Origin of the sequence: Neorhizobium huautlense, assembly GCF_030811685.1 — a bacterium.
GTDB lineage: Bacteria > Pseudomonadota > Alphaproteobacteria > Rhizobiales > Rhizobiaceae > Neorhizobium > Neorhizobium huautlense_A.
On the sequence record NZ_JAUSRF010000001.1, the window covers coordinates 112,815 to 137,782 of the forward strand.

The 24,968-nt window shown below is 59.7% G+C and carries 27 protein-coding genes; 14 read left to right on the forward strand and 13 right to left on the reverse strand.

Annotated features, from left to right (window positions below; genetic code table 11):
- Positions 1–5: 5 nt before the first annotated feature.
- A complete protein-coding gene (locus J2T09_RS00440) occupies positions 6–2,054 on the reverse strand; it encodes a pseudouridine synthase (RefSeq protein WP_306829889.1) in 2,049 nt (682 codons plus the stop codon).
- Positions 2,055–2,210: 156 nt separating this feature from the next.
- On the opposite strand from J2T09_RS00440, the gene J2T09_RS00445 reads away from it, so the two are divergent.
- Complete coding sequence (locus tag J2T09_RS00445) at positions 2,211–2,663, forward strand: nucleoside deaminase (RefSeq protein WP_306829890.1); 453 nt, start codon at positions 2,211–2,213, stop codon at positions 2,661–2,663.
- A 96-nt stretch (positions 2,664–2,759) separates the two neighbouring features.
- Here J2T09_RS00445 and J2T09_RS00450 read toward each other — a convergent pair whose 3' ends face one another.
- Together J2T09_RS00450 and ileS are read right to left on the reverse strand one after the other, a co-directional pair.
- Entirely contained in the window at positions 2,760–3,383 is a 624-nt protein-coding gene (locus J2T09_RS00450; protein WP_306829892.1) for a hypothetical protein, read from the reverse strand.
- A 132-nt stretch (positions 3,384–3,515) separates the two neighbouring features.
- Complete coding sequence (gene ileS / locus J2T09_RS00455) at positions 3,516–6,620, reverse strand: isoleucine--tRNA ligase (RefSeq protein WP_306829894.1); 3,105 nt, start codon at positions 6,618–6,620, stop codon at positions 3,516–3,518.
- Between the two features lie 286 nt (positions 6,621–6,906).
- Between ileS and J2T09_RS00460 the strand changes: the two genes are divergently transcribed.
- Both J2T09_RS00460 and J2T09_RS00465 read left to right on the forward strand, forming a co-directional pair.
- Positions 6,907–7,179, forward strand: a complete 273-nt coding sequence (locus tag J2T09_RS00460) for a type II toxin-antitoxin system prevent-host-death family antitoxin (protein WP_306829896.1) — start codon at positions 6,907–6,909, stop codon at positions 7,177–7,179.
- Entirely contained in the window at positions 7,176–7,634 is a 459-nt protein-coding gene (locus J2T09_RS00465) for a type II toxin-antitoxin system VapC family toxin (RefSeq protein WP_306829898.1), read from the forward strand. The genes J2T09_RS00460 and J2T09_RS00465 overlap by 4 nt, the downstream gene beginning before the upstream one ends.
- Before the next feature lie 4 nt (positions 7,635–7,638).
- Here J2T09_RS00465 and J2T09_RS00470 read toward each other — a convergent pair whose 3' ends face one another.
- From J2T09_RS00470 to chrA, 4 genes are all read right to left on the reverse strand, one after another.
- On the reverse strand, positions 7,639–7,878 hold the full coding sequence (locus J2T09_RS00470; protein WP_306829900.1) for a BrnA antitoxin family protein: 240 nt from the start codon (positions 7,876–7,878) through the stop codon (positions 7,639–7,641).
- 2 nt (positions 7,879–7,880) lie between these two features.
- Positions 7,881–8,885 carry a bifunctional riboflavin kinase/FAD synthetase gene (locus J2T09_RS00475; RefSeq protein ID WP_306829902.1) on the reverse strand — a complete coding sequence of 335 codons (1,005 nt, stop codon included), beginning with the start codon at positions 8,883–8,885 and terminating at the stop codon, positions 7,881–7,883.
- Between the two features lie 16 nt (positions 8,886–8,901).
- Entirely contained in the window at positions 8,902–9,750 is an 849-nt protein-coding gene (locus J2T09_RS00480; RefSeq protein WP_306829904.1) for a TIGR01459 family HAD-type hydrolase, read from the reverse strand.
- A 124-nt stretch (positions 9,751–9,874) separates the two neighbouring features.
- Positions 9,875–11,218 (reverse strand): chromate efflux transporter, encoded by a 1,344-nt coding sequence (gene chrA, locus J2T09_RS00485; protein WP_306829907.1) that lies wholly within the window; start codon positions 11,216–11,218, stop codon positions 9,875–9,877.
- Between the two features lie 213 nt (positions 11,219–11,431).
- Here chrA and J2T09_RS00490 point away from each other — a divergent pair, with 213 nt between their 5' ends.
- The 4 genes from J2T09_RS00490 (at position 11,432) to J2T09_RS00505 (ending at position 15,053) form a co-directional block, all read left to right on the forward strand.
- Positions 11,432–11,932, forward strand: coding sequence for a hypothetical protein (locus J2T09_RS00490; protein WP_306829909.1), 501 nt, complete (start codon positions 11,432–11,434; stop codon positions 11,930–11,932).
- Between the two features lie 204 nt (positions 11,933–12,136).
- The gene (groES, locus tag J2T09_RS00495) at positions 12,137–12,433 is read left to right on the forward strand and encodes a co-chaperone GroES (RefSeq protein ID WP_306829911.1); all 297 of its coding nucleotides are present in this window, start codon (positions 12,137–12,139) and stop codon (positions 12,431–12,433) included.
- Between the two features lie 68 nt (positions 12,434–12,501).
- Positions 12,502–14,142 carry a chaperonin GroEL gene (gene groL, locus J2T09_RS00500; protein ID WP_306829913.1) on the forward strand — a complete coding sequence of 547 codons (1,641 nt, stop codon included), beginning with the start codon at positions 12,502–12,504 and terminating at the stop codon, positions 14,140–14,142.
- Positions 14,143–14,318: 176 nt separating this feature from the next.
- On the forward strand, positions 14,319–15,053 hold the full coding sequence (locus tag J2T09_RS00505; RefSeq protein WP_306829915.1) for a hypothetical protein: 735 nt from the start codon (positions 14,319–14,321) through the stop codon (positions 15,051–15,053).
- Between the two features lie 16 nt (positions 15,054–15,069).
- Here the strand turns inward: J2T09_RS00505 and J2T09_RS00510 are convergent, their stop codons facing one another.
- Positions 15,070–16,002, reverse strand: coding sequence for a lytic transglycosylase domain-containing protein (locus J2T09_RS00510; RefSeq protein WP_306830757.1), 933 nt, complete (start codon positions 16,000–16,002; stop codon positions 15,070–15,072).
- 238 nt (positions 16,003–16,240) lie between these two features.
- Between J2T09_RS00510 and J2T09_RS00515 the strand changes: the two genes are divergently transcribed.
- Positions 16,241–16,966 (forward strand): hypothetical protein, encoded by a 726-nt coding sequence (locus J2T09_RS00515; RefSeq protein WP_306829917.1) that lies wholly within the window; start codon positions 16,241–16,243, stop codon positions 16,964–16,966.
- A gap of 40 nt (positions 16,967–17,006) precedes the next feature.
- Positions 17,007–17,741 (forward strand): hypothetical protein, encoded by a 735-nt coding sequence (locus J2T09_RS00520; RefSeq protein ID WP_306829919.1) that lies wholly within the window; start codon positions 17,007–17,009, stop codon positions 17,739–17,741.
- Between the two features lie 76 nt (positions 17,742–17,817).
- Here J2T09_RS00520 and J2T09_RS00525 read toward each other — a convergent pair whose 3' ends face one another.
- The gene (locus tag J2T09_RS00525; protein ID WP_306829921.1) at positions 17,818–18,141 is read right to left on the reverse strand and encodes a hypothetical protein; all 324 of its coding nucleotides are present in this window, start codon (positions 18,139–18,141) and stop codon (positions 17,818–17,820) included.
- Between the two features lie 243 nt (positions 18,142–18,384).
- On the opposite strand from J2T09_RS00525, the gene J2T09_RS00530 reads away from it, so the two are divergent.
- A complete protein-coding gene (locus J2T09_RS00530) occupies positions 18,385–18,840 on the forward strand; it encodes a DoxX family protein (RefSeq protein WP_306829923.1) in 456 nt (151 codons plus the stop codon).
- A 78-nt stretch (positions 18,841–18,918) separates the two neighbouring features.
- Here the strand turns inward: J2T09_RS00530 and J2T09_RS00535 are convergent, their stop codons facing one another.
- The 4 genes from J2T09_RS00535 to hisS form a co-directional block, all read right to left on the reverse strand.
- Positions 18,919–19,527, reverse strand: coding sequence for a class I SAM-dependent methyltransferase (locus J2T09_RS00535; protein ID WP_306829927.1), 609 nt, complete (start codon positions 19,525–19,527; stop codon positions 18,919–18,921).
- A gap of 13 nt (positions 19,528–19,540) precedes the next feature.
- Positions 19,541–20,233 (reverse strand): ATP phosphoribosyltransferase, encoded by a 693-nt coding sequence (hisG, locus tag J2T09_RS00540; RefSeq protein WP_306830759.1) that lies wholly within the window; start codon positions 20,231–20,233, stop codon positions 19,541–19,543.
- 5 nt (positions 20,234–20,238) lie between these two features.
- Positions 20,239–21,348 (reverse strand): ATP phosphoribosyltransferase regulatory subunit, encoded by a 1,110-nt coding sequence (locus J2T09_RS00545; RefSeq protein WP_306829929.1) that lies wholly within the window; start codon positions 21,346–21,348, stop codon positions 20,239–20,241.
- Between the two features lie 225 nt (positions 21,349–21,573).
- A complete protein-coding gene (hisS, locus tag J2T09_RS00550) occupies positions 21,574–23,145 on the reverse strand; it encodes a histidine--tRNA ligase (RefSeq protein WP_306829931.1) in 1,572 nt (523 codons plus the stop codon).
- A gap of 148 nt (positions 23,146–23,293) precedes the next feature.
- Here hisS and relB point away from each other — a divergent pair, with 148 nt between their 5' ends.
- The 4 genes from relB to J2T09_RS00570 are packed head-to-tail and all read left to right on the forward strand — an operon-like array spanning position 23,294 to position 24,964.
- Positions 23,294–23,521 (forward strand): type II toxin-antitoxin system RelB family antitoxin, encoded by a 228-nt coding sequence (relB, locus tag J2T09_RS00555; RefSeq protein WP_306829933.1) that lies wholly within the window; start codon positions 23,294–23,296, stop codon positions 23,519–23,521.
- Positions 23,505–23,774 (forward strand): type II toxin-antitoxin system RelE family toxin, encoded by a 270-nt coding sequence (locus tag J2T09_RS00560; protein WP_306829936.1) that lies wholly within the window; start codon positions 23,505–23,507, stop codon positions 23,772–23,774. The genes relB and J2T09_RS00560 overlap by 17 nt, the downstream gene beginning before the upstream one ends.
- Before the next feature lie 3 nt (positions 23,775–23,777).
- Positions 23,778–24,548 (forward strand): hypothetical protein, encoded by a 771-nt coding sequence (locus J2T09_RS00565; RefSeq protein ID WP_306829938.1) that lies wholly within the window; start codon positions 23,778–23,780, stop codon positions 24,546–24,548.
- A 50-nt stretch (positions 24,549–24,598) separates the two neighbouring features.
- Complete coding sequence (locus tag J2T09_RS00570) at positions 24,599–24,964, forward strand: hypothetical protein (RefSeq protein ID WP_306829940.1); 366 nt, start codon at positions 24,599–24,601, stop codon at positions 24,962–24,964.
- Positions 24,965–24,968 lie beyond the last annotated feature (4 nt).

The window sequence follows — 24,968 nt, forward strand, 5'->3', positions numbered from 1 at the left end:
TGGCCTTATCCTCTCGGCGTGCGCGGCTTGCCGCCAGCCGGGCGGCCGCCGGAACGCGGAGCACCGGGTTTTCCGCCACTGGGCTTGCCACCGAAGGATTTTCCGCCGCTGGGTTTACCACCACCGGGTTTGCCGCGACCACCGGACGGCTTGCCGCCGAAACCGGGCTTGCCGCCACCAAAACCACCGGGCTTACCACCACGGGGACGATCACCCTGCGGGCGATCCCCATAAGAGCGTTCACCGGCCGGACGTTCCGAACGACCCTCGCCGCCAAACGAACGCGCCGGGCGATCACCACGCGGCCTGTCACCAAAGGAGCGCTCGCCGCGGGGGCGGTCACCCTCTTCGCGGGGCTTGCGATCGAAACGGGGTTTGTCACCGAAGGAACGTTCGCCGCGGGGCTTGTCGCCAAAGGAACGTTCGCCACGGGGTTTGTCGAACGAGCGCTCGCCGTCGCGAGCCGGACGGTCGCCGCGCGGGCGATCGCTGAACGGACGGTCACCACGCGGCTTGTCACCAAACGAACGTTCACCGCGAGGTTTATCGCCAAACGAGCGTTCCCCGCGTGATTTGTCACCAAAACCACGGTCGCCGCGATCACCGAAACCGCCACGGCGATCGCCGCGTTCCGGTTCCGGCGGGCTGTCGGCGCGGATCCAGTCGCTGTCACCTTCGACGCGGTTCACCACAACGCGACGGTCGTTCTCCGGTCCCGGCTTCTTGAACAGCTGTTCGGCCTCGGCGCGGGCCGAGGTCTTGCGGCCCCTGTCATCCGTGGTCGGGCGGGCGCCAGGCGCCATCCAGACATTGGCGGTGCGGCTGGTGCCCAGTGCGGGGCGCTTCTTGGGGCGTTCTTCGCCCTCGCCATCACGACCGGCAAAACCGCCACGGGCGGGACCCTTGTTGCCAAAGCTTTTCGGGCCACGGTCGCCGCCAGCCTTGGGGCCACGCGGCTTGTCGCCAAAACGGTCGTCGGAGCGACGCTCATCACGGCGTTCTGCCGGCTTTTCGCGAGACCAGTCGCCACGCTCTGCGCGTTCGGCACGTTCCGGGCGTTCATTGCGCTCTGGGCGCTCCGAACGTTCGGGACGTGCGCCACGGGCCGGGGCCGGTGTCTCTTCGGCATCAACAGCGTTGCCATAGATCGGTGCGTCAAAATTGGCCTTGGAATCGGCAATCAGGCGCGGACCGAGCTGGTCGCGCAGCATGCGCCCCTTGACCTCGATGACGCGGCCTTCTTCCAGATCTCCGAGCTGGAACGGGCCGTAGGAAATGCGGATCAGTCGGTTAACGTCGAGACCCAGAGCGCCGAGCACGTTCTTGATTTCGCGGTTCTTTCCTTCGCGCAGACCCATGGTGATCCACACGTTGCGACCCTGTGTGCGGTCGAGCGTCGCATCGATCGAGCCATAGAGCACGCCATCGACGGCAATGCCATCCTTCAGCGTATCGAGCTTGGCCTGATCGATCTCGCCATGGGCGCGCACGCGGTAACGGCGCAGCCAGCCTGTGGTCGGCAGTTCCAGAACACGCGACAGACCACCGTCATTGGTGAGCAGCAGCAGGCCTTCGGTATTGATGTCGAGACGGCCGATGGACAGCACGCGCGGAAGATCATCCGGCAGGTTTTCGAAAACCGTCGGGCGGCCTTCCGGGTCGGAATTGGTGGTCACCAGACCGCCGGGCTTGTGATACAGCCACAGGCGGGTGCGCTCGACGCCACGGATCGGCACGCCATCGACCTCGATCTTGTCTTCGAAGGTGACATTGACGACCGGGGTTTCCAGAAGCTTGCCGTTGAGGGTGACGCGCCCTTCCATAATCATCCGCTCGATATCGCGACGCGATGCCACGCCGACGCGCGCGAGGATCTTGGAAATACGCTCGGGCTTGCCTTCAGCTTCCACCGTGGCAGGTGCCGCCGGCAGTTTGCGGGGGGCTTTTTTCACCGGTGCTGCCTCTGCCGCTTTCGGCTTCGGGTTGGACCGGGGTTTGATTTCGCGCTCGAAGGGTTTTTGCCCGCCGCGCTTCGGCTTGTCTTTAAAGCTCATTTGTTGTTTGCCTGAAGCGTGATGTGTCTCCGACGAAATGCCGGACATATCATGTTGAGTTTAGGTCGCATCCTGCCCGTTGCCTTCTGCTTCGGGCGACGCAGGTTGAACCCGTCCTACCAGTTCGTGCGGATGGGGTTAAGAGGAAATCGCGCAATGAGCGGGACAAATCGTTTCATGGACGAGGCATTGGCCGAAGCAAAAGCCGCCGGAGAGCGCGGCGAGGTGCCGATCGGCGCCGTTATTGTGCTTGATGGGCGAATCGTCTCGCGCGGCGGAAACCGCACACGCGAACTGCACGATATCACCGCGCATGCCGAAATCGTCGCCATCCGCATGGCTTGCGAGGAACTCGGACAGGAACGGTTGAACGGCGCCGATCTCTACGTGACGCTGGAGCCCTGCACCATGTGTGCGGCCGCGATTTCGTTCGCGCGCATCCGCAGGCTTTATTACGGCGCACATGACCCCAAGGGCGGCGCGGTGGAGAGCGGCGTGCAGTTTTACGGCGCTCCGACCTGCCACCATGTGCCGGACGTCTATGCGGGGATGAGCGAGAGGGCTTCGGCGGAGATTTTAACGGATTTCTTCAAGGCGCGGCGGGACTGAAAACCTTTCTTCCCGTCATCCTTCGGGCTTGCCCCGAGGATGTCTCCGCATTCTCCCGCAAAAGAAAATGGCCGGAAAAACCCGGCCATCAAGCTCTTACTGGAAGGGTTTCCACCATGCGGAATTCTGCTTGCCGTTGGCCTGCGCTTCCTTCTTGCGGCGGCGCTCCTTGACGCGCTCAGGTTCGCCTAGATCCTCGGCGTTCTGCACCTGACGGTATTCGGCCGGTGGGTCGGTGAGGAAACGGCGCTGGCCGGAACCGAGCGTGCTGCCGGACTTCGCTTCTTCCTTGGCCTTGCGGAAGGCCTCCCATTTCTGGCTTTCGGTCAACTGCCCGCCCTGCCCCTTGCCCACGGCAAGCGGCGAAACATAACGGGGGTTATCGCGGTTCGCATCCGCCTCTTCGCGCAGGCGCTGGCGTGTTTCTTCCGGCGCTTCGATCCAGTTCGGATTATTGTCGCGGCCAGCCATGGTCTGCTGTGGGGCCGGCAGATCACCGCCCCGCCCAGCGACAACGAGGCCCGGACGCGGATTGTAGCGAACGTCATTCTTCTTGTCGCCGCCACCGATGGAAACCGCGCTTCCAAGGTCGTCGGCCAATTGTTCGGCAGCACTCTTGCTGGTTCCGTAGGTCGGGCTCTGGCAGCCAGAGAGACCGGCAAGCACCGCAACGATGGCCGTTACACCAAGGCCGGAACGAAACACCTGTGACGTCTTCATCAAAACCCTTCCAGCCGCGCCCGTCCTCGACGCAAAACTCTATCGTTCTCGGCCTGACGGAAAAATCCGGCCAATTTCAGGCAGGATTAACGGATGACTGCGCCAAGCGCAATCATCCGTTATCTTTAACCATCAACCAAGCCGCCCGAGCTTGGCCAGTTCATGCAGCGCCTCGGCATCGCGTGCCGAAACGTCCGGATAAGTCGCATCCGAGCCGACATCCGTCGTCACCCGCCACGAGCGGGCGCATTTGGTGCCTTCCGCAAGCTCCGGTTCAACCGATACGCCCGTCACTTCCGGTAGGCGGAAGGCCGCTTCCGGGCCTTCGCCTGACGTGATCGTGATGGCCGAGGTGATGCAGGTTTCCTCGAATTCGAGACCTTCCAGCGCCTTCAACAATTCGGCATCGGCAACGTATACCACCGGAGCCGCCTCCAGCGACGAACCGATACGCTTGTCCTTGCGCTCGATTTCGAGCGCGCCGGTGACAACCGAACGGACCTTGCGGATCTTTGCCCACTTTTCGGCAACGGCGTCGTTTTTCCACTCGGCCGGAACATCGGGGAACTGTTCGAGGTGAACAGACACCGCATCAGCTTTAAGGGAGAGCCATGCCTCTTCGGTGGTGAAGGGCAGCATCGGAGCGAGCCACGTCACCGTGCATTCGAAGATCTTGCGGATGACGGCAAGCGCCGCGCGGCGGCGCAGCGACGACGGAGCGTCGCAATACAGCGCGTCCTTGCGGATATCGAAATAGAAGGCCGACAGTTCGATATTGGAGAAATCGATCAGCGCGCGAGCGATCTTCTTGAATTCGAATGCGTCATAACCTTCGCGCACCAGCTTATCCAGTTCGGACAGGCGATGCAGCATCAGCTTTTCTAGTTCCGGCAGTTCGGAGTAGGCGATCTCTTCGCCTTCGTCATGCGCCAGCGTGCCGAGCATCCAGCGGATGGTGTTGCGCAGCTTGCGATAGGCATCGACGTTCGTCTGGATGATCGTCTTGCCGAGGCGCTGGTCGTCCCAGTAATCCGTCGTCATGACCCACAGGCGCAGGATATCGGCGCCCGAATCCTTCATCACGTCCTGCGGAGACACGACGTTGCCGAGCGACTTCGACATCTTCTGGCCCTTTTCATCCATGGTGAAACCATGGGTGACGACCGTGTCGTAAGGTGCGCGGCCGCGGGTGGCTGCCGATTCCAGCAGCGAGGAATGGAACCAGCCGCGATGCTGGTCGGAGCCTTCGAGATAAACGTCGGCCGGCCATTTCAGGTCCGGGCGGTCTTCCAGCGTAAACGTGTGGGTGGAACCACTGTCGAACCAGACATCGAGGATGTCCATGACCTGGGTCCACTTGGTGTGGTCGTGGTCCGAGCCGAGGAAACGGTCCTTGGCGTCGGCAGCAAACCATGCGTCCGCACCTTCGGCATCGAAGGCTTCGAGGATGCGCTTGTTGACAGCTTCATCCTGCAGGACATTGCCGTCTTCATCGGCAAACACGCAGATCGGAACGCCCCAGGCGCGCTGGCGCGAAAGCACCCAGTCCGGGCGCTGCTCGATCATGGCGCGCAGGCGGTTCTGGCCGCTGGCTGGCACAAAGCGGGTATCGTCGATCGCCTTCAGCGCACGGGTGCGCAGCGTCGTGCCATCCTTGAGGTCCTTGTCCATATAGACGAACCACTGCGGCGTGTTGCGGAAGATGATCGGCTTCTTGGAGCGCCAGGAATGCGGATACTGGTGTTTCAGGCGACCACGGGCAAATAGCGCGTTGCGCTCGATCAGCGCCTTGATGACGCGATCATTGGCATCGCCCTTCTTGCCGTTGTCATCCATAACGCGGCCGCCCTCGAAACCGGGGGCATCGGCGGTGTAGGTGCCGCTATCATCGACCGGGAACGGGATTCTTTTCTCAATGTCTTGGATTTCAGCGTGATGGCTTGCACGGTCAAAATTGCGATCGGCAGTTCCAAGAATGTGGGTTGCTATCGAAAAATGTGCACGGATCCATGCATCGTAGTCTTCTCGTCCATGACTTGGTGCAGTGTGAACAAACCCAGTACCCGTATCATCCGTAACGTGATCACCATCGATTAGATGAACGGGAAACAGATAGCCATCACCCAATCCTTTTAGTGGATGCTCGCAGATGATGGCTTGCAGGTCTCCTACCTCTAGCGGTCGGAGCAACTCAAGTTTGACTTTAGCCTTGCTTTCACACTCGCCTACCGTGTTTTTAGCAACGATAAGCTTTTCACCAGATTGCGGGCCGTATGGGTTTTCCGCATGAATGACTTTGTACAAACCATAGGAAAGCCTATGGGAGTAAGCAATAGCTCTATTACCTGGGATCGTCCACGGAGTAGTTGTCCAAATGACAATGGATGCGGATTTTAGATCATTGTGCCACTCAATGATCTCTTCAGCTATTTTATCCGCCGTAGCATTATGGGAAACTTCGGTACTTATCCGATCCCCTGAAGCATCAACCGCGAACTGCCGACCTTCTGAATCGACTTTGACGACCTCTTCCCATCCCGTTCTAGCCACCGGGAACTTCACCCAGATCGTGTCGCTCTCGTAATCGTGGTACTCAACCTCGGCCTCGGCCAGTGCCGTGCGCTCGACAACCGACCACATGATCGGCTTCGAACCGCGATAGAGCTGGCCGCTCATGGCGATCTTCAGCAGTTCGCCGGCGATGCGGCTTTCCGCGTGAAAATTCATCGTCAGATACGGATTGTCGAAATCGCCGACGATACCGAGGCGCTTGAATTCTTCCGCCTGGACCTTGATCCACTTTTCAGCATAGGCACGGCATTCTTTGCGGAATTCGATCATCGCGTCCGGCTGCTTCAGGTCCGGCTTGGCCTTGCCCTTGGCGCGATAATTTTCTTCCTCGATCTTCCACTCGATCGGCAGGCCGTGGCAATCCCAGCCCGGAACGTAGTTCGAGTCATAACCGCGCATCTGGAACGAGCGGGTGATGACGTCCTTCAGGATCTTGTTGAGCGCGTGGCCGATATGGATGTTGCCGTTGGCATAGGGCGGGCCATCGTGCAGCACGAACTTTTCGCGGCCGGCGGCCGAGGCGCGCAGCTTCTTGTAAAGGTCCATCTCGCGCCAGCGGGCAACGGTTTCCGGCTCCTTCTGCGGCAGGCCTGCGCGCATCGGGAATTCGGTTTCGGGCAGATAGAGGGTTTTCGAATAGTCGAGCTTTTCGGTGTTATCGGTCATTTTGGGCAATCGTCTCTTGGCGCCGGCAGAGGGGCGCGTGCGGGAAAATGTCGGTGGCGGCGGCGCGTTGGAAACGCCAAAATCCCGGACCTTCCGGCCGCTCTTACAGCGCGCGGAAAGCCGGGCCGATAATTCGTATGATCATCCTGATCTGGGCCGACCGAAAATATGTCATGACGGCGGTATTACGGGGTTTTATGGCGGAAAGGAAGAAAGCAATATTCCTTCTCGACTTTTTTTATTCTCTGGCGAATAATTCTGACTATCTGACCAGTTGGAGGTTCCAATGCATGCAAAATCCGGTGCTCAGGATAACATCTGGAAGCTTGAAGACGCCAAAGCACGCTTTAGCGAAGTCGTAAGACGGGCCCGCAACGAGGGTCCGCAGCATGTGACGGTGCGCGGACAAGACAGTGTCGTGGTGATCAGCACGGAAGAACTGGCCAAACTGACCCGGCCTGCGCCTGAAAAACCTTTTGTCGAATTCATGGAAAGCCTCGGCCTCCATGCGTTGGATATCTCACGCGATGACGACCGTGGGCGGGATATAGAATTGTGAACGGTTGGCTTCTCGATACCAATGTCCTTTCCGCGCTGATGAATCCGAATGGTGCGCCCTCGGCGAAGAATTGGGCCGCAGAACAGTCGGAGGCGCGCCTGTTCATCAGCGTCCTGGCCTTGGCTGAGTATGACAAGGGTATCGAAAACCTGCCGCCAGACGATGCGAACCGTTATCGCTACACCGTTGCGCGCGATGGCCTTGAGGCCCGTTTTGCCGGACGCACGCTATCGGTTTCGGATAGGATCGTTCGACGCTGGGGAAAGATCACCGGGCGGGTCAAACTGGCGACGCGCAATGCGCCGGCGGTTATCGATACGCTTCTCGCCGCGACCGCGATTGAACATGAGCTTTATCTCGTCACGCGAAATACGAAAGATGTCCTGAATTCCGGTGCAGCTGTATTCGATCCGTGGACAGACGATCCGGCTCTCTTTCCACTAAGGCCGTTGTAAAAGCTTAATCCTTCGGGTTTTCCACCATCACCGCGCGCAGCGCATCGTTGATGCGATCCTGCCAGCCGGGGCCATCTTCCTGAAAATATTCGATCACGGCGCTGTCGAGCTTGATCGTAATCTGTTCCTTCACCGCCGGAGGAGCACGTTTTTCCACGGCAGGAGCCGCCACTTTCTTCACCGGCGCAAACAGGGCTTCAGCGGCATCCTTCGGGTTTGCCGGGCGACGTGGGGTTGTGGCCATGGTTATTCTCCGTTTGTCGCAGTCTGCGCGAAAGCGATGTCCATATCCACCGGACCGAGCGGCTGGACACCGGACAATAGCGCCCTCGCCTCTTCCTCGTCTCGCTTGATCTGGGCGATTAGCGGTTCCAGTCCGTCGAATTTCGCCTCATCACGCAGGAAACCGAAAAAGGAAACGGCGCAGACTTCGCCATAAAGATCGCCGGAAAAATCGAAGAGATAGGTTTCTAGAAGGGCAACACCATTGTCGGTGACGGTCGGGCGGCGACCATAGCTGGCGACACCATCATAGAGTTCGCCATTGGGGCGGCGGAAACGCACGGCATAAATCCCGTTGCGCAGTTCCGCCTCGCCCGGCAGAGACATGTTGGCGGTCGGGAAACCGATCTGACGGCCGAGTTTCTGGCCGTCGATCACTTCGGCTTCCACCGTATACCGATAACCGAGCAGACCGGCGGCGCCGACCATATCGCCTTCAGCAATCAGTTCGCGGATGCGGCTGGAGGAAACCACCTCGGCATTTTCATCCCGAAACGCATCGACCAGCGAAACGGAAAAACCGTGACGTTCGCCAGACGCCATCAGGAAGGCCGGACCACCCTCGCGGCCCTTGCCGAAATGAAAGTCGAAACCGGTCACGACGGCTCTCGCCCCCAGCCAGTCGATCAGGATGGTCTGAATAAATTCTTCCGCCGACCGGCCGGCAAATTCCTTGTCGAACGGATATTCGATCACGGCGGAAAACCCCATGGCTTCCAGAATGCGCGCCTTCAAGGGTGCGGCCGTCAGGCGGCAGACAGGTGCGCCGGGATTGAAGACCGTGCGGGGATGCGGCTCGAAGGTCAGCACCAGCGCCGGCACGCCGCGCTTTTTCGCAAGTTCCAGCGCCCGTTCCAGCACGCTGCGATGGCCGCGATGCACACCATCGAAATTGCCGATGGCAATCACGCCGCCCTTCAGGTTTTCGGGCAGCGGGTCTTTTTTCTCATTGCGATGGAAGACGGTCATTGCGCAAACATTCCGTTCAGGCCAGCCGTGGCATCCAGAATTTTGGCGTGGCATTTTGAGCGGTGAGCCAGGCCTTCAGGATCGCTTCGTCCGTCTGGCCGCCCACCGTGTATTCGGCAGCATGGATACCGCCGCTGATATAGAGCAGGTCGAGTTCTTGTGAAAGCGCACCGCGCACATCCGTCGGCATGCCGTCGCCGATCGCGAGGATTTTCGAACGCTCGACAGGGCCGCGCACCGCTTGCGCCTCGGCGATTGCCGCTTCGTAGATCGGGTGGTGCGGCTTGCCGGCAATCCGGCTCTTGCCGCCGAGCTGTTCGTAATAGGCGGCAACGGCACCGGCGCAGGGGATCATCTTGTGGCCGCGCTCGACGATCAGGTCCGGATTGGCGCAGATGAACGGCAGATCGCGCGCCACCCATGCCTTCAGCATGTCGGTATAATCTTCCGGCACTTCCTTTTCGTCATCGAAAAAGCCGGTGCAGACGATGCTTTCCGCCTCTTCCGCAGAGGTGACGGTGACGCCGAGATCATCAAGCAGGTTCATGTCGCGCTCGGGTCCGAGCAGAAAAACCTTTTTCGGGCCTTCAGCGATCAGTTTTCGCGTGACATCGCCTGACGTGACGATGCGGTCATAGGTTTCGTCGGCAACATTCAGGGCGCGCATCTGGATGATGACGTCGGCCGAACGGCGTGGCGAATTGGTGATGAGGACGACGGTTGCGCCGGCTTTGCTGGCTCTGGCAAGCGCCTCGCAGGACTGCGGAAAGGCTTCGACGCCGTTATGCACGACACCCCAGACATCGGAGAGAACGACGTCATAAGCGCCGGTCACTTCGCTTAAGCTCTGGATACGCTGTGTCATGCCTGTCTGTCCGTTCTTTTTTGGAAAAATCAGGCGTTCATGTCGCAAAGCACAATGACGATGGCAAGGGCATTTGCGGTTTGCGTCCGATATTTCACTTCGGCGTCACATGCAGGGTTGCGTATCAGACCAAGCCCGACAGCCGCAGCGCGAGACCAGCGATCGCGCAGAAACAGAGCACCGGCACCAATCCCAGCCGGAAGCGGAACAACAACACGGCAGACACGATGAAGAGCGCAACGGCAGCGGGGTCGATGCTGGAAAAAACCGGTACGGACACGATGAGGCCAAGCGACGGCACGACCGAAAATTTTGCGACCTCGGTGAAAAGAACGTGCAGACCGAACCAAAGCGCCAGATTGAGGATGACGCCAACCACCGCCGCCGTGATGGCCGACAGTGCCGCTGACATGACGGCATTGCCGCGCAGCCGTTCGATGAAAGGTGCACCGGCGAAGATAAAAATGAAGCTGGGCACGAAAGTGGCCCATGCCACCAGCACTGCCCCCAGCGCACCTCCGGCAATGACGCCCAAGCCCGACGCTTCACGAAAACCGACCAGAAACCCGACAAAAGAAAGGACGAGAACGAGTGGGCCAGGCGTGGATTCGGCAAGCGCCAGCCCATCCACCATCTCACCGGGGTGCAGCCAAGCGTAGTCCTCCACCGCCACCTGTGCCACATAGGCCAGCACCGCATAGGCCCCGCCAAAGGTGACCAGCGCCATGCGCGAGAAGAACGAAAACATCGCGGCAAGACTTTCGGGCGCGGAAAGCGCCCAGAGCAGAAACAGCGGCGCCTGCCAGATGGCGATCCAGAGGAGCAGCGAGCCTATCGCCCGCAAAGGCGTGCGCTTCTTTGGCAGGTCAGCGGTTCGGGCGAGTGGCAGATCCGGCGTATCGCCCATTTTTGCCGCCGCGAGACCGGCAAGGCCGGCGCCGAGCACGACCAGCGGAAACGGCAGACCGAAAAAGAACAGGGCGAAAAAGGCCAGGGCCGCAATGACGCGCAGAAAACCGGTTTGCAGCGTCTTGCGCCCGAGCCGGATCACCGCTTCGACGACAATCACCAGCACCGCCGCCTTGAGACCAAAAAACAGGCCGTCCAGCCAAGCCGTATCCTCAAAGACCGCATATGCCGCCGACAGGCCGATCATGACGAACAGGCCCGGCAGGATGAACAGCATACCGGCAATGATACCGCCTCTTATGCCGCCGACCAGCCAGCCGATATAGGTGGCGAGCTGCTGCGCTTCCGGCCCCGGCAGAAGCATGCAGTAATTCAGCGCATGCAGAAAACGCTCTTCCGAGATCCAGCGTTTTTCCTCGACAAGGCTGCGATGCATCATGCCGATCTGCCCGGCCGGACCACCAAAACTCAAGCATCCGATGCGCGCAAACACAGCGGTCAGTTCGGAAAGCGTGGGCTGGGCGCCATCCTGCCTGTCGGCGCCATCGATAACCGTCATGTCGTCTCCTCACCCTGCGACACTATGGCCGGATAGCATGCTCCTAAAAACGTCATGTTAAGACCATATGACGGAGTTTGTTGGTTGTGACCTGTTCTGGGCACATCCCATAGCCGCTGTTCAGGCACGGCAGTTACTGTCATAGAGCCAGTATTGGTGGCTTCAAAACACATTCGGATAAGAACAAATATGCGCAGATCTACAAAAGCAGCCTTGAGTTTCTCTCTTTTTCTGGCGCTCGGAGCCGCGCAGGCAGAGGCCAATTCCGGCTTCTGCTCAACCAGTCTTCGTGATTTTCAGCTTGATCCGGCCATCATGGGTGAAGGATTTACCGTCGACTACATGGACGATGGCGCCGCCCAGATTTCATGTGTCGACTGCCAGGACATTCGCACCATTTCCATTTTCATTGGCGCGGGCGATGACAGGGAACAAGGCTTGAGAGACGGCACACTGACATCTGAAAGCCTGACCAAGAACTGCCAGAAAAATGGACCGGACTGCACCGCAAAGACATTTGTCGAGGGACCTTCCATCGGTTACGTGCTCGACAACAAGGTTCTTGCCAAGGCCCAGCGCAAGTACGTTTTGTATAACGGTGGCAAAGTGTTGACCTTGAGGGCAACGGCGACCGAGGCCGACCGGGCAAAGGTTTCGGCAAATGCCGACGCTGTTTTCCAATCGCTCCTGCCAAAGCTGCATTGCGGCGCCTGACAAACGCAAAGCGGCGTTAGACCTGCGCCGTTAACGCTGTTTGGCATGCCCTGAAGCCATGTGGCGAAATTTTACGGGTCTTCCTTGACTCGAGGTAGACCCGGTCTTATCTCGGTTGCGCTGGCACTCACATTAGGAGAGTGCTAACACCCATCACGCGGGCCTTAACGGCCCGTCCATGTCATTTGATCGAGGGATTAGACAATGGCAAGCACAACTTTCCGCCCCCTGCACGATCGCGTTGTCGTCAAGCGCGTCGAGTCTGAAGAAAAGACCAAGGGTGGCATCATCATCCCTGACACCGCCAAGGAAAAGCCGGCTGAAGGCGAAATCATCGCTGTTGGTCCGGGCGCACGCGACGACAAGGGCACGCTCGTTGCTCTCGACGTCAAGGTTGGCGACCGCGTTCTGTTCGGCAAGTGGTCGGGCACCGAAGTCAAGCTCGATGGCGTCGACCTTCTGATCATGAAGGAATCCGACATCATGGGCATCATCGGCTGATTTTAGCCGATCTTTTCCATCCGATAATCAGAAATCACCATTGAGCTAAAGCTCCGGGAGTTCTCAAAATGGCAGCTAAAGAAGTAAAATTCGGCCGCTCTGCGCGCGAAAAGATGCTGCGCGGCGTCGACATCCTCGCTGACGCAGTGCAGGTAACGCTTGGCCCGAAGGGTCGTAACGTCGTTATCGACAAGTCCTTCGGCGCTCCGCGCATCACCAAGGACGGTGTATCGGTCGCCAAGGAAATCGAACTGGAAGACAAGTTCGAAAACATGGGCGCCCAGATGGTCCGCGAAGTTGCTTCGAAGACCAACGACATTGCCGGTGACGGCACCACGACGGCAACCGTTCTGGCCCGCGCGATCGTTCGCGAAGGTGCAAAGGCTGTTGCTGCCGGCATGAACCCGATGGACCTGAAGCGCGGTATCGACCTCGCTGTTGCAGAAGTCGTCAAGGACCTGCAGGCCAAGGCAAAGAAGATCTCCACCTCGGCTGAAGTTGCCCAGGTCGGCACGATCTCCGCAAACGGCGACACGCAGGTCGGTAACGACATTGCTGAAGCCATGCAGAAGGTTGGCAACGAAGGCGTTATCACCGTCGAAGAAGCCAAGACCGCTGAAACCGAACTCGAAGTCGTCGAAGGCATGCAGTTCGACCGCGGCTACCTGTCGCCCTACTTCGTGACCAACCCGGAAAAGATGATCGCGGACCTCGAAGACGCATTCATCCTCCTGCACGAAAAGAAGCTCTCGAACCTCCAGGCCATGCTGCCGGTTCTCGAAGCCGTCGTGCAGACCGGCAAGCCGCTCGTCATCATCGCTGAAGACGTCGAAGGCGAAGCTCTTGCAACGCTCGTCGTCAACAAGCTGCGTGGCGGCCTGAAGATCGCTGCCGTCAAGGCTCCGGGCTTCGGCGATCGCCGCAAGGCCATGCTGGAAGACATCGCCATCCTCACGGGCGGCACCGTCATTTCCGAAGACCTCGGCATCAAGCTCGAAAACGTCACCCTCGACATGCTCGGCCGTTCCAAGAAGGTTTCGATCTCCAAGGAAAACACGACGATCGTCGACGGCGCCGGCCAGAAGGCTGACATCGAAGGCCGCGTAGCCCAGATCAAGGCGCAGATCGAAGAAACCACTTCGGACTACGACCGCGAAAAGCTGCAGGAACGTCTGGCAAAGCTGGCTGGTGGCGTTGCCGTCATCCGCGTTGGCGGCTCGACCGAAATCGAAGTCAAGGAACGCAAGGACCGCATCGACGACGCTCTGAACGCAACGCGCGCTGCTGTTCAGGAAGGCATCGTACCGGGCGGCGGCGTTGCCCTGCTCCGTTCTGCTTCCAAGATCACCGTCAAGGGTGCGAACGACGACCAGGAAGCTGGTGTGAACATCGTTCGCCGCGCTCTGCAGGCTCTGGTTCGCCAGATCTCTGAAAACGCTGGTGACGAAGCTTCGATCGTGGTCGGCAAGATCCTCGAGAAGAACGAAGACAACTACGGCTACAACGCCCAGACGTCTGAATATGGCGACATGATCGCCATGGGCATCGTCGACCCGGTCAAGGTTGTTCGCACGGCTCTGCAGAACGCAGCTTCGGTTGCTTCGCTGCTGATCACCACCGAAGCCATGATCGCCGAGCTGCCGAAGAAGGACGCTCCGGCCGGCATGCCTGGCGGCATGGGCGGCATGGGCGGTATGGACATGATGTGATAGGCGAAAGCCTGCACATCTGAGCCAACCGGGTCAGGTTACGGAAAGGGCGGTCGCAAGGCCGCCCTTTTTCGTGGTGTGCCGACGGTAAAAACCGCCATTCCCGGTTATGAACATTGTCCCGCCAAAACAATGCATTAGTTTATACAGCGGGCAAAAGATGACGGGACTTGTTCATGGCCAGCACCGCGACTGCGGATCCATCGGAAGACACGGCGCGCGGGCCAATTTGGGTTTCGATTGCGTCGGTGGCGGCAGCCGTGCTTGGCGTGCATGCCGGACAGATCATCCCGCCCTCCCCGCCCCTGCCGGAAAACACATGGGAAACGTTTGGTCAGGTCGTCTTCAACTGGCAGAGTTTTTTCTGGTTTCTGTCCGCATCGGTGTTTATCGTCGGTTTTCAGTGGCTGGCAGCGGGGCCGACACATGAAACGCCGGCCCAGTATTTTCGCTGGCATTTTGCGCGGCTTCGCGCCGGTGACCGAATTCCGGCCGGTGCCATCATCATCGTTGCCGCCCTGACCTTTCCGATCTGGGCGATATTGGGTCTGGCCGCGACGGGCGCGCTTTTCCTCGGTTTCCTGCTGATTTTCACCAAGCCGCTGCTGCTGAATATCGGCATTGCCGGGCGTATCAGCCTTGTCGTGCTGTGGTTCGCCACAGGCTGGATCGGCTCCGACTATTTCAGTGAAGCCAAAGATGTCTCACTGCCCTGCAAGCCGGATGCGCAGATCAAGCTGACATCGGGAGAGATGTTAACCTGCGAAACGGTTGACGCCTTCCAGCACTACAAAATCCTGCTGTTCCATACCCCGAACGAATCCATCTACCTGCCCGTCACGAGCATTGATGAAACCTCGTTTGTCGCGGCCACGCAGGAGCGGGCCATTCTCCTGTTTCCTCTTCGCTAGGCCCGACCGGGAGTGACTACCGGTTCCTGAACACCGTGCATGGCACCGCCGCCGCCCTGATCGCCGCACACAGCCTGTTCGCCTCCTCGCGGGTCTCGCGACCGATCCTTGCGGCGTAACGCGGGCGATAACCAAAATTGCCGCCGCGCTGGCGTACGATAAGCGCCCGCTCGGCATTGAGCGGCGCCGGCAGTTGCAGGATGGCGCGGGTGAACAGGCGGTCGACCACGGCCGGGCGGTAATGGGCGGCGAGCTGAACGCCCCATGGCGCCCAGTCGGCGGAGCCGGCAAACACCGGTTCGTTCATCCGCCGTGTATCCGCCAGCACCGTGCAGGCCTCGAGGAAGGGGCGTTTTTCATCCAGTGCCGGCGCGGCCGTTTCAGGCGGCTTGTCCCGCCACATCTCGATTGTGGCGCCGGTGATGGCAAAAACGTAATCACGGGTTTCGATGGGCAGGCGCTTGTTGGAAAGAAACCGCGCAAGGCCGGTTTCACCGGCATTATAGGCGGCGGCTGCATAACCGAAATTGCCGAAACGGGTTTTCATCTCGCCAAGATATTTTGCCGATGCATCCAGCGCCTCGATCACGTCAAAACTGTTGGAAAGGCCGCGCATGCGCGCCGTGCCGGGCATGAACTGGGCGATGCCTTCCGCCCCTTTCGGACTGACGGCTTCCGGCCTGAACAGGCTTTCGCGCCAGATCAGGCGGGCAAAAAAAGCGGGGGGCACATCATGAGTGAGAGCAAAATGCTCGATTGCGCGGCAGAGATCGGCATTGAAGGTTGTTCGGCCTATGCAGAGCGGCGTGGGGCCGCCGGAACGTTCGTAAAGGCATTCCGTCTTCTCGGGCAGTGCATCCGCTTCCGCTGCCGCGGCCAGACGGCAGGAGCCTGCGAGGATCAGCAACGCACTGCCGGCCAGAAACAGGGATCTGCTCATGACGCTCATGACACCCATGCGGACAAAACGCTCCCGTGATCGTTCGAGCCGGATGGTAGCCGGTTTCAACCGGGGCGCAATGTCACGCCCTTGCGTGGAAACCGGCGACAGGAGGCAAGTCCATTCCCGACAGGATGTTTCATCTGGAAAAAGGGTAATAATACCAGCAGGTTTTCATTGGCTGCACGGTTGTGCCTGCCGGTTCATGCCCTAAATTCGCGTCGGGCGAGAACGGGACAGAAACCTCATGGAAAATGCCGATCAGGCGAAAATCGCGCAAGGCGGATGGCCGTCGCTGCTGTTCATCGTCGGATGTTTTTTCCTCTATCTCTGTGGCATCCACCTCGGTCAGATCGCCGCAATCGCCGATCCGTGGCCGGACAACATGGCCGCGATGCTTTCCAATGCACCGTTCAGCACGCGCGTCTTTCGCGGCGCCGGTTTTGTCATTTTCATCTTGTTCACGACCTTGACCCTTGCCGGTTCTCCCGCCTTTCGATCGTTGGCGAGCCTGATGGATGCAACGCGAAAACGGTTTTCGCGCCTGGACAGGCGACACGCCGCCATCATCATCGGCGTTTGCATCTTCGGGCTGCCGCTGCTGCTTGGCGCCGAGATGCTGCTTCCCAAATTTTTCTCCGGCGTCGGCCTGCTGATGTTTGGCGGTGCGCTTCTCATCAACAGGGGGATCGCCGGCTGCGCGGTTCTAGGCGTTGCCTGGGTAATGGCCGGCACACTGGTTTCCGACGATGTGGCCCGCCGTTTTCGCGACATCGATGAAACCTGTCGCCCCGGCGCACGGATCGTGCTGCAAAACGGCGAAAACCTTGCCTGCACATCCGTTCAGAAACTCGGGCTTTATGACGGTCTGCTGATCCGCAGTGAAACGGGCTCGACCTTCGTACCGACAGAAGAACTCGAACCGCAATCGGTGATCAAAGCGGTCGGGCAAATCGGCAGGATTATGTTTTGACCATGCCGGCAAGCGCCATCATCTCCGGGGCAAGAACAACATGACAGCGGCAGAACAGACTGTGAAGCGGACAATACCCTCGCGGTTTGCCCTATGGCTGGTATTTTTGTGCGCGCTCGCTTTCGTGGCCGGCATGCATGTCGGCATTATCGGGTCTCTGCGTCCCCTCCCGGAGAACCGGGACACGCTTGTTGAAAGCGCGGTGGTCAGCTGGCTGTCGTTGAAGCGGCTCGGGCTCGCCCTGTTTTTCCTGCTGCTTTGGGACCAGCTTTCCGTGAAAACTGTGGTGCCGGAAGCGGATAGCGGGCGGCAGGCACCGGGTCACGTGTTCCATGGGCTGCGTGACCTCGACAAAATGCTGATCACGCTATTCGTCGCCCCTGCCCTGTTCACCCTGCCCGCTTGGCTCGCCTTTGGTGGCCATGGCTTTGCCGCGGTACTGATGGCGGCAATCGTGCTGTATTGCGGGCCGCTGTTTCTGCCGCTCGGGGTTTTGGGTCGAATTGCTCTCGTCGCCCTGTGGTTTGCCATCGGCTGGACGGGCGCTAACCTGTTTGGCCGGGCGATGACGGACGAGGATATGCAGTGCCGCGAGGCACTGGCGCTGAAAACCGGCGAGGCATTGCCCTGCGAAACAGTCACCGGCCTGCGCAACTACAAGGGCGTACTGGTGATGCAGGATGGCAAATCGCGTTTCGTACCGCTGGAACACATCGATGCCAACAGGCTGGAGGATGCGGTGGGCTGGAGCGGGCGCAAACTCTTCAACGACTGATCCCGGCGCTCCACCCAACAAAAAACCGCCCGGTCCTTTTGCGAACCGGGCGGCATGTCATGCATCATAGCTCGGCTTAATAATAACCGCGGCCATTATTGCTCTTGCGGTAGATATTGCGGCTGGCGCGGTCCTGCATGCGTTCGATCTTGCGGCGCTCCGCGCGCGAAATGTGGCCGTCGCGGGCAGCAGCGCGCTTGGCACGATCGATACGATGCTGTTGGCGCTGCAGCTGGCGATATTCGCGCGGCGTAAGATCGCCACGGCGGGCGCTGCGGTGAATGCGATATTCCTGACGCGATTCACGCGCCTCGCTGCGATAGCTCTGGGCCTGCGCCATCGGCACGGCGGCAAAGGTGACGGTCAAAAGGGCGAGAGCGCTGATGATGATCTTTTTCATGGATATTCTCCTTCCCGGCGCAGTTTCTTCGCTTTGGGTGTTTCGATGAGACCAAAGTGGGGCTTGAACTCTGAACCGCGGATGAAGGTTCCATTCAGGAAACATCTGCTCGCGATGTAGCGTTCATTAATAGACGACAATCCGTCAACATTCGTTCATCTATCGGAGACGGCTAAGATGGCGCACATATGGCTCCAGACAAACAAACGCCGCCGCAATGGCCGCAATCCGGAGAGCCTAAAAATGTCCGCCAATACCCAGACCGGCAACATCATCATTCTGGTTGCCCGTATTCTTCTGTCCTACATCTTCATCACCGCCGGCTTCGGCAAGCTGACCGATCCGTCCGGCACTGCCGGTATGATTTCGGGTGCCGGCCTTCCGGCTGCGACAGCACTTGCCTATCTCGCCGGCCTGTTCGAATTCGTGACCGGCCTCGCCGTTCTCGTTGGTTTCCAGATCCGTATCGTCGGCTGGGCGCTTGCGCTGTTCTGCGTCTTCACCGGTGCCGTCTTCCACTCGGGCACGGTTGCCGTTCCCGGCTGGCCGGATGCAGCACTTGGCTGGATCAATGCGCTCAACGGCATCATGCTGCAGAAGAACTTTACGCTGGCCGGCGCCTATATCCTGCTCGCCACATTCGGCCCAGGCCTCTATTCGATCGATGCCCGCCGTCGTTCTGTCGCAATCGCCGGGTAATATTCCCCTATTCCCTGCCCGAACAGATAAGCCCGCCGGATCGTCATCCGGCGGGCATTTGTTTTGAAATTTGTTGTTTCAGTTGCTTCGCCGGCGCGCCAGCCAGACTGTCGCGCCACCACATTGCGGGTCCTGCGCGGTGTGGCCTACCAGTTCGAACCGGTTCTTGCCCAGGAGTTCCGCATATTCCCGCGCCGAGAGCGAGGCATGATAGAGCGGTTCGCCGCCGAATTCGCCCATCGCCACGCCTTCAAAATGGCCGGTCGTGAACATCAGCGCCGCGCCCGGCGCCGTCATCACCGCAAACCGGCGAAACATTTCCCGCTGGTCGTCCGGGTTGAGATGGAAAAAGCTGTGCCAGGCGACGATGCCGTCGAACTTGGTTGGAATGTAAAACTTCCGCATGTCTTCGACATACCAGGCGACGCCCGGAAAACGCTCGCGGGCGAGGCCGATCAGCGTTTGCGAGGAATCGACGCCTGTCAGGCGAAAACCATCCCGGATCAGGGTGGAGGCGATCGGCTCGGCACTGCCGCAGCCGAGATCGAGCACATGGCCACGTGGCGGCACCAGCGCGCGAAAACGATCCAGCCACGGTTTTTCGAACAGCGTGCGGCCGCGCAGTTTATCGAAACCCAGCGCGTGCCGCTCGTAAAGATCGATGATATTGGCGTCTTCGCCAGCCATTACAGAGACACCATCAAAGCGCAGAGCGAACCGCTTCCACGATCTTTTTCACCCGCGCATCCGTCTCGTGCTCGCTCTTGCGGGCGCGAACGAGGCATGCTTCCGACTTCAGGATCACGCCGTCCGACAGGATCTTCAGGTGGTTGGCCTTCAGCGTCGAACCGGTGGAGGTGATATCGACGATGATATCCGCCTGCCCCGCGGCCGGTGCGCCTTCGGTAGCGCCGAGGCTTTCGACGATGCGATAAAGCTGGATGCCGTGTTGCGAGGAAAAATGCTGCTGCGTCAGCCGCCAGTATTTTGTGGCGATCTGCAACCGGCGCCCATGGCGGGCACGGAAATCGGCAGCGACATCGCCCAGATCGGCCATCGTATCGACATCGAGCCAGATTTCCGGCACGGCGACAACCACATCCGCATGGCCGAAACCGAGGCGGGCGGCGATCTCCATCTTGGCGTCGGCATCGATCAGGCCTTCGCGGATGAGATCCTCACCGGTGACGCCGAAATCGACCGTACCGGCACCGATCTCGCGGGCAATCTCCGAAGCAGACAGAAAGGCGATCTCGATATCATCGTGACCTTCGACCTTGCCACGATAGGACCGTTCATTGCCGACGGCAACAATGGGCAGGCCGGCGCGCTCGAAGATCGCCGACGCATCTTCCTTCATGCGGCCCTTGGAAGGCAGTGCGATTGTTATGATGGACATCAGCGCGCCCTCGCCTGTTCGATCCGGTCGAGCCAGAGCGAAAAGCCCACGGCCGGAATATCCTCGTTCGCTCCGAGCAGTGTCATCAGCCGGTCGAAACGGCCTCCACCGGCAAGCACGGCATTGTCGCGGCTGACCTCGAACACGAGGCCGGTGTAATAATCGAGCGGGCGCCCGAAGGCTGCGCGGTAGGTGACCTTGTCGAGATCCATCCCGAGCTCTTCCATCGCGCTAGCCCGTGCCTCGAAGGTAACGATGGCGCTACCCAGTGCCAGCCCCGCCGCATCGGCAAAACCGGCAAGGGCTACGGGTGCCTGCGACAGCGGCATTTCCAAGGACAGGAATTCGGTGAGCAGCGCCAGCGCCGAGCCATCCAGCCGGGTTTGCGTCAGCGACTGCTTTTCCTTCAGCCTTGCTGCGATTTCTCGCGGCGAGCGGCTGGCATTGGTGGAATAGCCGGTGTCCTGCATGGTCTGGTCGATATGGGCAATCAGAGCCGCATCATCCTTGGCCAACAAGGCGGAAAGCTCAGGCGACAGGCCGGAGGGGGCTTGTGGGCTTGCCAGCGTCATCAGCAATTGCCGCAGATGCGCGTTGTTGCCAAAGGACTGGATCAGCCGCTTCTGCCAGCCGCCGGGAAGCCCCAGCGCCTTCACCACCGCCTCAAACACCGCCTGATCACCCAGCGTCACATCCAGCTTGCGGCCGGGAATGAGGTTGGCAAGGATCTGCGCGGCATCGTTGACGGCACGCGCATCGGCGGTCGCGACGGCGGTTTCACCGAGATCCTCGATACCGGCCTGATAAAACTCGTTGTCACCCTCGCGGCGCTGGCGGAACACTTCGCCGAGATAACCGTAACGGCGCGGCGTGCCGGTAGCGTTTTCGATATGGCGCAGGCAGACGGGAATGGTGAATTCCGGGCGCAAGCACAGGCTCTCGCCGGTTTCACTTTCGGTGAGAAAGATGCGGCGACGCAGGTCTTCGCCCGCCATGTCGAGAAACGGGGCTGCCGGCTGGATGACGGGCGTATCGATGCGCGCCGTGCCACGGGCGGCAAATTCATCGAGCAGGGTGCCTGAAAATTCGGGCATGTTGATCAGAGGCATATCGTATAGGTCTCCGGAGAATACCCCCCTCTGTCACTTCGTGACATCTCCCCCTCAAGGGGGGAGATTGAAGGGAGAATGCCGCGCCGGCCACTTGCCGATCTCGCGCCGAGAGGCAGGACGACAGCATATGGAAAGCGACGGGTGCGCCCAGCCGATCTCCCCCCTTGAGGGGGAGATGCCCGGCAGGGCAGAGGGGGGTAATTGTCGGCCGAGACAGCCAAATCAACCATCCTTGCCCCGCCTGCGATCTTCCGCCTGCGCGGCCAGGATTTCCTTCACCTTGGCGACCAGTTCGGCCTCGGCAACAGTTTCCTGCGCCACACGGGCTTCGCGCCAGGAGGCGTTGTCCTCGATTTCGCCCGACAGGCGCTTGCCCTCAATCAGGTCCTTGATCTGCACGACGCCGGTTTCGCGCTCGTCACCACCCTGAATGATGGCGATCGGGCAGCCGCGACGATCGGCATATTTCAGCTGGTTGCCGAATTTCTTCCAGTTGCCCTGGTACATTTCGGCGCGGATGCCCTCGGCACGCAGTGCCTGCGTGAACCGCTGGTAACGGCCCATGCTCTCGACATCGCCATCCATGACGGTGACGAGAACCGGAGCGACAACGTCATCCTGCCCCAATTTGCCGAGATTCTTGAGCGCCGTCATCAGGCGCGAGACGCCGATGGAAAAGCCCGTGGCCGGAACCGGCTGGCCCATGAAACGCGACACCAGACCATCATAACGGCCACCACCTCCGACCGAGCCGAAGACGACTTTTTCGCCCTTTTCATTGGTGACGTCGAAAGTGAGTTCGGCTTCGTAGACCATTCCAGTGTAATATTCGAGGCCGCGGACAACAGATCTGTCGATGAATATGCGCTCCGGCCCATAACCAGCAGCTTTGACCAATTTCTCTAGAGTAAGCAGGTCATCCATACCGTTCAGGTATGTCTCATTTTGCATGCTTCCTCCGAGGACGCCTTGCATTGGCAAGTTCATCGACTGTCGGACCATTTCTGACGCTTGGACCTGAGTAGTCGATACGCTATCGTTCGCCTTCAGGAACAAGCCTGCAACCAAATCAATTTGCTTTTGTTCAAGCCCCGCCCCCTTGGTGAAGTCGCCGGACTCATCCTTACGGCCTTCGCCGAGCAGGAGCTTTACACCCTCAATGCCGAACTTATCGAGCTTATCAATTGCCCGCAGCACCGTGAGCCGTTGACCGACTTTTTCATCGCCGCCAAGACCTATCGCCTCGAGAACCCCATCGAGAACCTTGCGGTTGTTCACCCGGATCACATAGTCACCGCGCTTGATGCCGAGCGCTTCCATCGTGTCGGCCATCATCATGCACATTTCGGCATCGGCCTGCACGCCCGGTGCACCAACGGTATCGGCATCGAACTGCATGAACTGGCGGAAACGGCCCGGACCCGGCTTTTCGTTACGGAAAACATAACCGGCGCGATAGGTGCGGAACGGCAGCTGGATCTCGTTGAAATTTTCAGCCACGTGGCGGGCAAGCGGCGCGGTCAGATCGTAACGCAGCGACATCCACTGGTCGTCATCGTCCTGCAGCGAAAACACGCCTTCGTTGGGGCGGTCGCTGTCGGGCAGGAATTTGCCGAGCGCATCGGTATATTCGAACAGCGGTGTTTCCACCGGATCGAAACCGTAACGCTCGTAAACTTCACGGATCTTTGCCGTCATCTCGTTGGTGGCATGGATATCGGCAGCCGAGCGATCGACAAAACCGCGCGGCAGGCGGGCTTTGAGTTTCTGGGGCTTTTTTTGCTTGTCGCTCATGATCGCATATCCATTGCCTGCGGGCCTCGGTGAAAGGCCGGATTATTGTGCGGTTTCTTAGAGGATGAAGCCTTGGGCGGCAAGGGCGAGCGCTGGCGAAGAGTGTCGCGCGATGGTATAGAATGACGACCTTGAAGGGATCATTGCCATGAACAAGCGTGTCACGATCGAAATGCCGGATGAGATGCTGAAGCTCGTGGAAGGTTACGCGGCCGAAAAGGGCGCGGCACCGGATGCCTATATGCTCGAAGTCATCGAGCAGCATCTGGAGGATCTGCACGACATCGCGCTGGCGGAAGCGGCGATGGAGCGGATTCGCACGGGAGAAGATCAGATCATCAGCTCCGAGGAGTTCTGGCGTGGCATGGACGATTGAATACTCCACACACGCACAAAAACAGGCGAAACACCTCGATCCCGTCATTCGCAAGCGCATCAGACAGTTTTTGGATGAACGGCTTGCGACACACGCAAATCCCCGCGAACTCGGCCAAGCACTCAAGGGACATGTGCTGGGCGGTTACTGGCGCTACAAGGTCGGTGCTTACCGCATCATCTGCGACATACAGGATAGGCGGTTTGTCGTTCTCGTTGTCGAGATCGATCACCGTAAACAGGCCTACCGCTAATCCATGATCCTAGAAGCCCTGCAATACATCGCCACCCTCCCCGTCACGCCCGCGCCATTCCGCCCGTATATCCGCTCCTCCGTCAACCTGTGGGCGCGCGCGGGGCGTTGCGCGAAGGATTGGGCGGCGCATGAAGCGCAGTGCCAGAATTTTGTACGGAAAACCGTCTCCGGCATGAGAGAGAGGCGCACCGCCGTGGTGCTTGGCTCCGGCCTGTTGCGTGATGTGCCGGTAGAGTTTCTGTCTAAAGCGTTCGATACCGTTGTACTGGTCGATCTCGTGCATCTGGCCAGCGTTCGGCTGCGGGCTAGGAGGCTGCGCAATGTGCGGCTGATTTCGCGCGATCTGTCCGGTTTCGATGATGTGCTGGCTGGGCGGAAGCCGGAACCGCTCGGTTTTCTGCGGCAGGTGCCGTATCTCGATCTCGTCGTCTCCGCCAACATCCTGTCGCAGATCGGCGTCGGCGCGACGCGCAGGCTGGAGGCGGAAGAGAGCGGGGATGCGGCCGAGGTTGTGCCAAAACTGATTGCGGCACATCTCAACGGTCTTGCCGCCCTGCCCTGCACGGTGGCATTGCTGACGGATACCCGCTACCGCGTCAGCGATCGTAGCGGCGCCGTGCTGGAAGACACCGACCTTCTGCATGGCATCACGCCGCCGCCTGCCGCGCAATCCTGGTCGTGGCCCGTCGCGCCGTTTGGCGAAGAAAGCCGGGACTATCAGGTCGTGCATGATGTGATTGCCGCATCCGCCTTGTCGCGATTTTCCGTCTGATCGCAATAACGTGGATTGCCTCGCCACAATCCGTGGATAGGTTGACGGTCATGAACCGCTTCGCCGCGACATTGATGACCATTGCCTGCCTGCTTTACGCGGCCATGCCCGCATGGGCCGCACCGACGGGTGCCGTGCCGTCGATGGAGATGGCGGCCATGGCGCATGACCATGGCAATCATGACATGCCGGCGATGGCGATGGATCATTCGGACCATTCCGGCCACACCTCGAAACCCTGCCCGCATGGCGGCGAAGGTTGCGTCACGCCGTTTTGCGCAGCGTGTCTGGTCATCGTGCCCGAAATCATCTTCCAGCCCCTGAGCCGTCTCGCTTTTTCCTACCCGGCGCCCGAACCTGCACCGGCAATGGTGTCGCATGGGCCTGATCTGAACGATCCTCCTCCCCGAGCCTGATTTC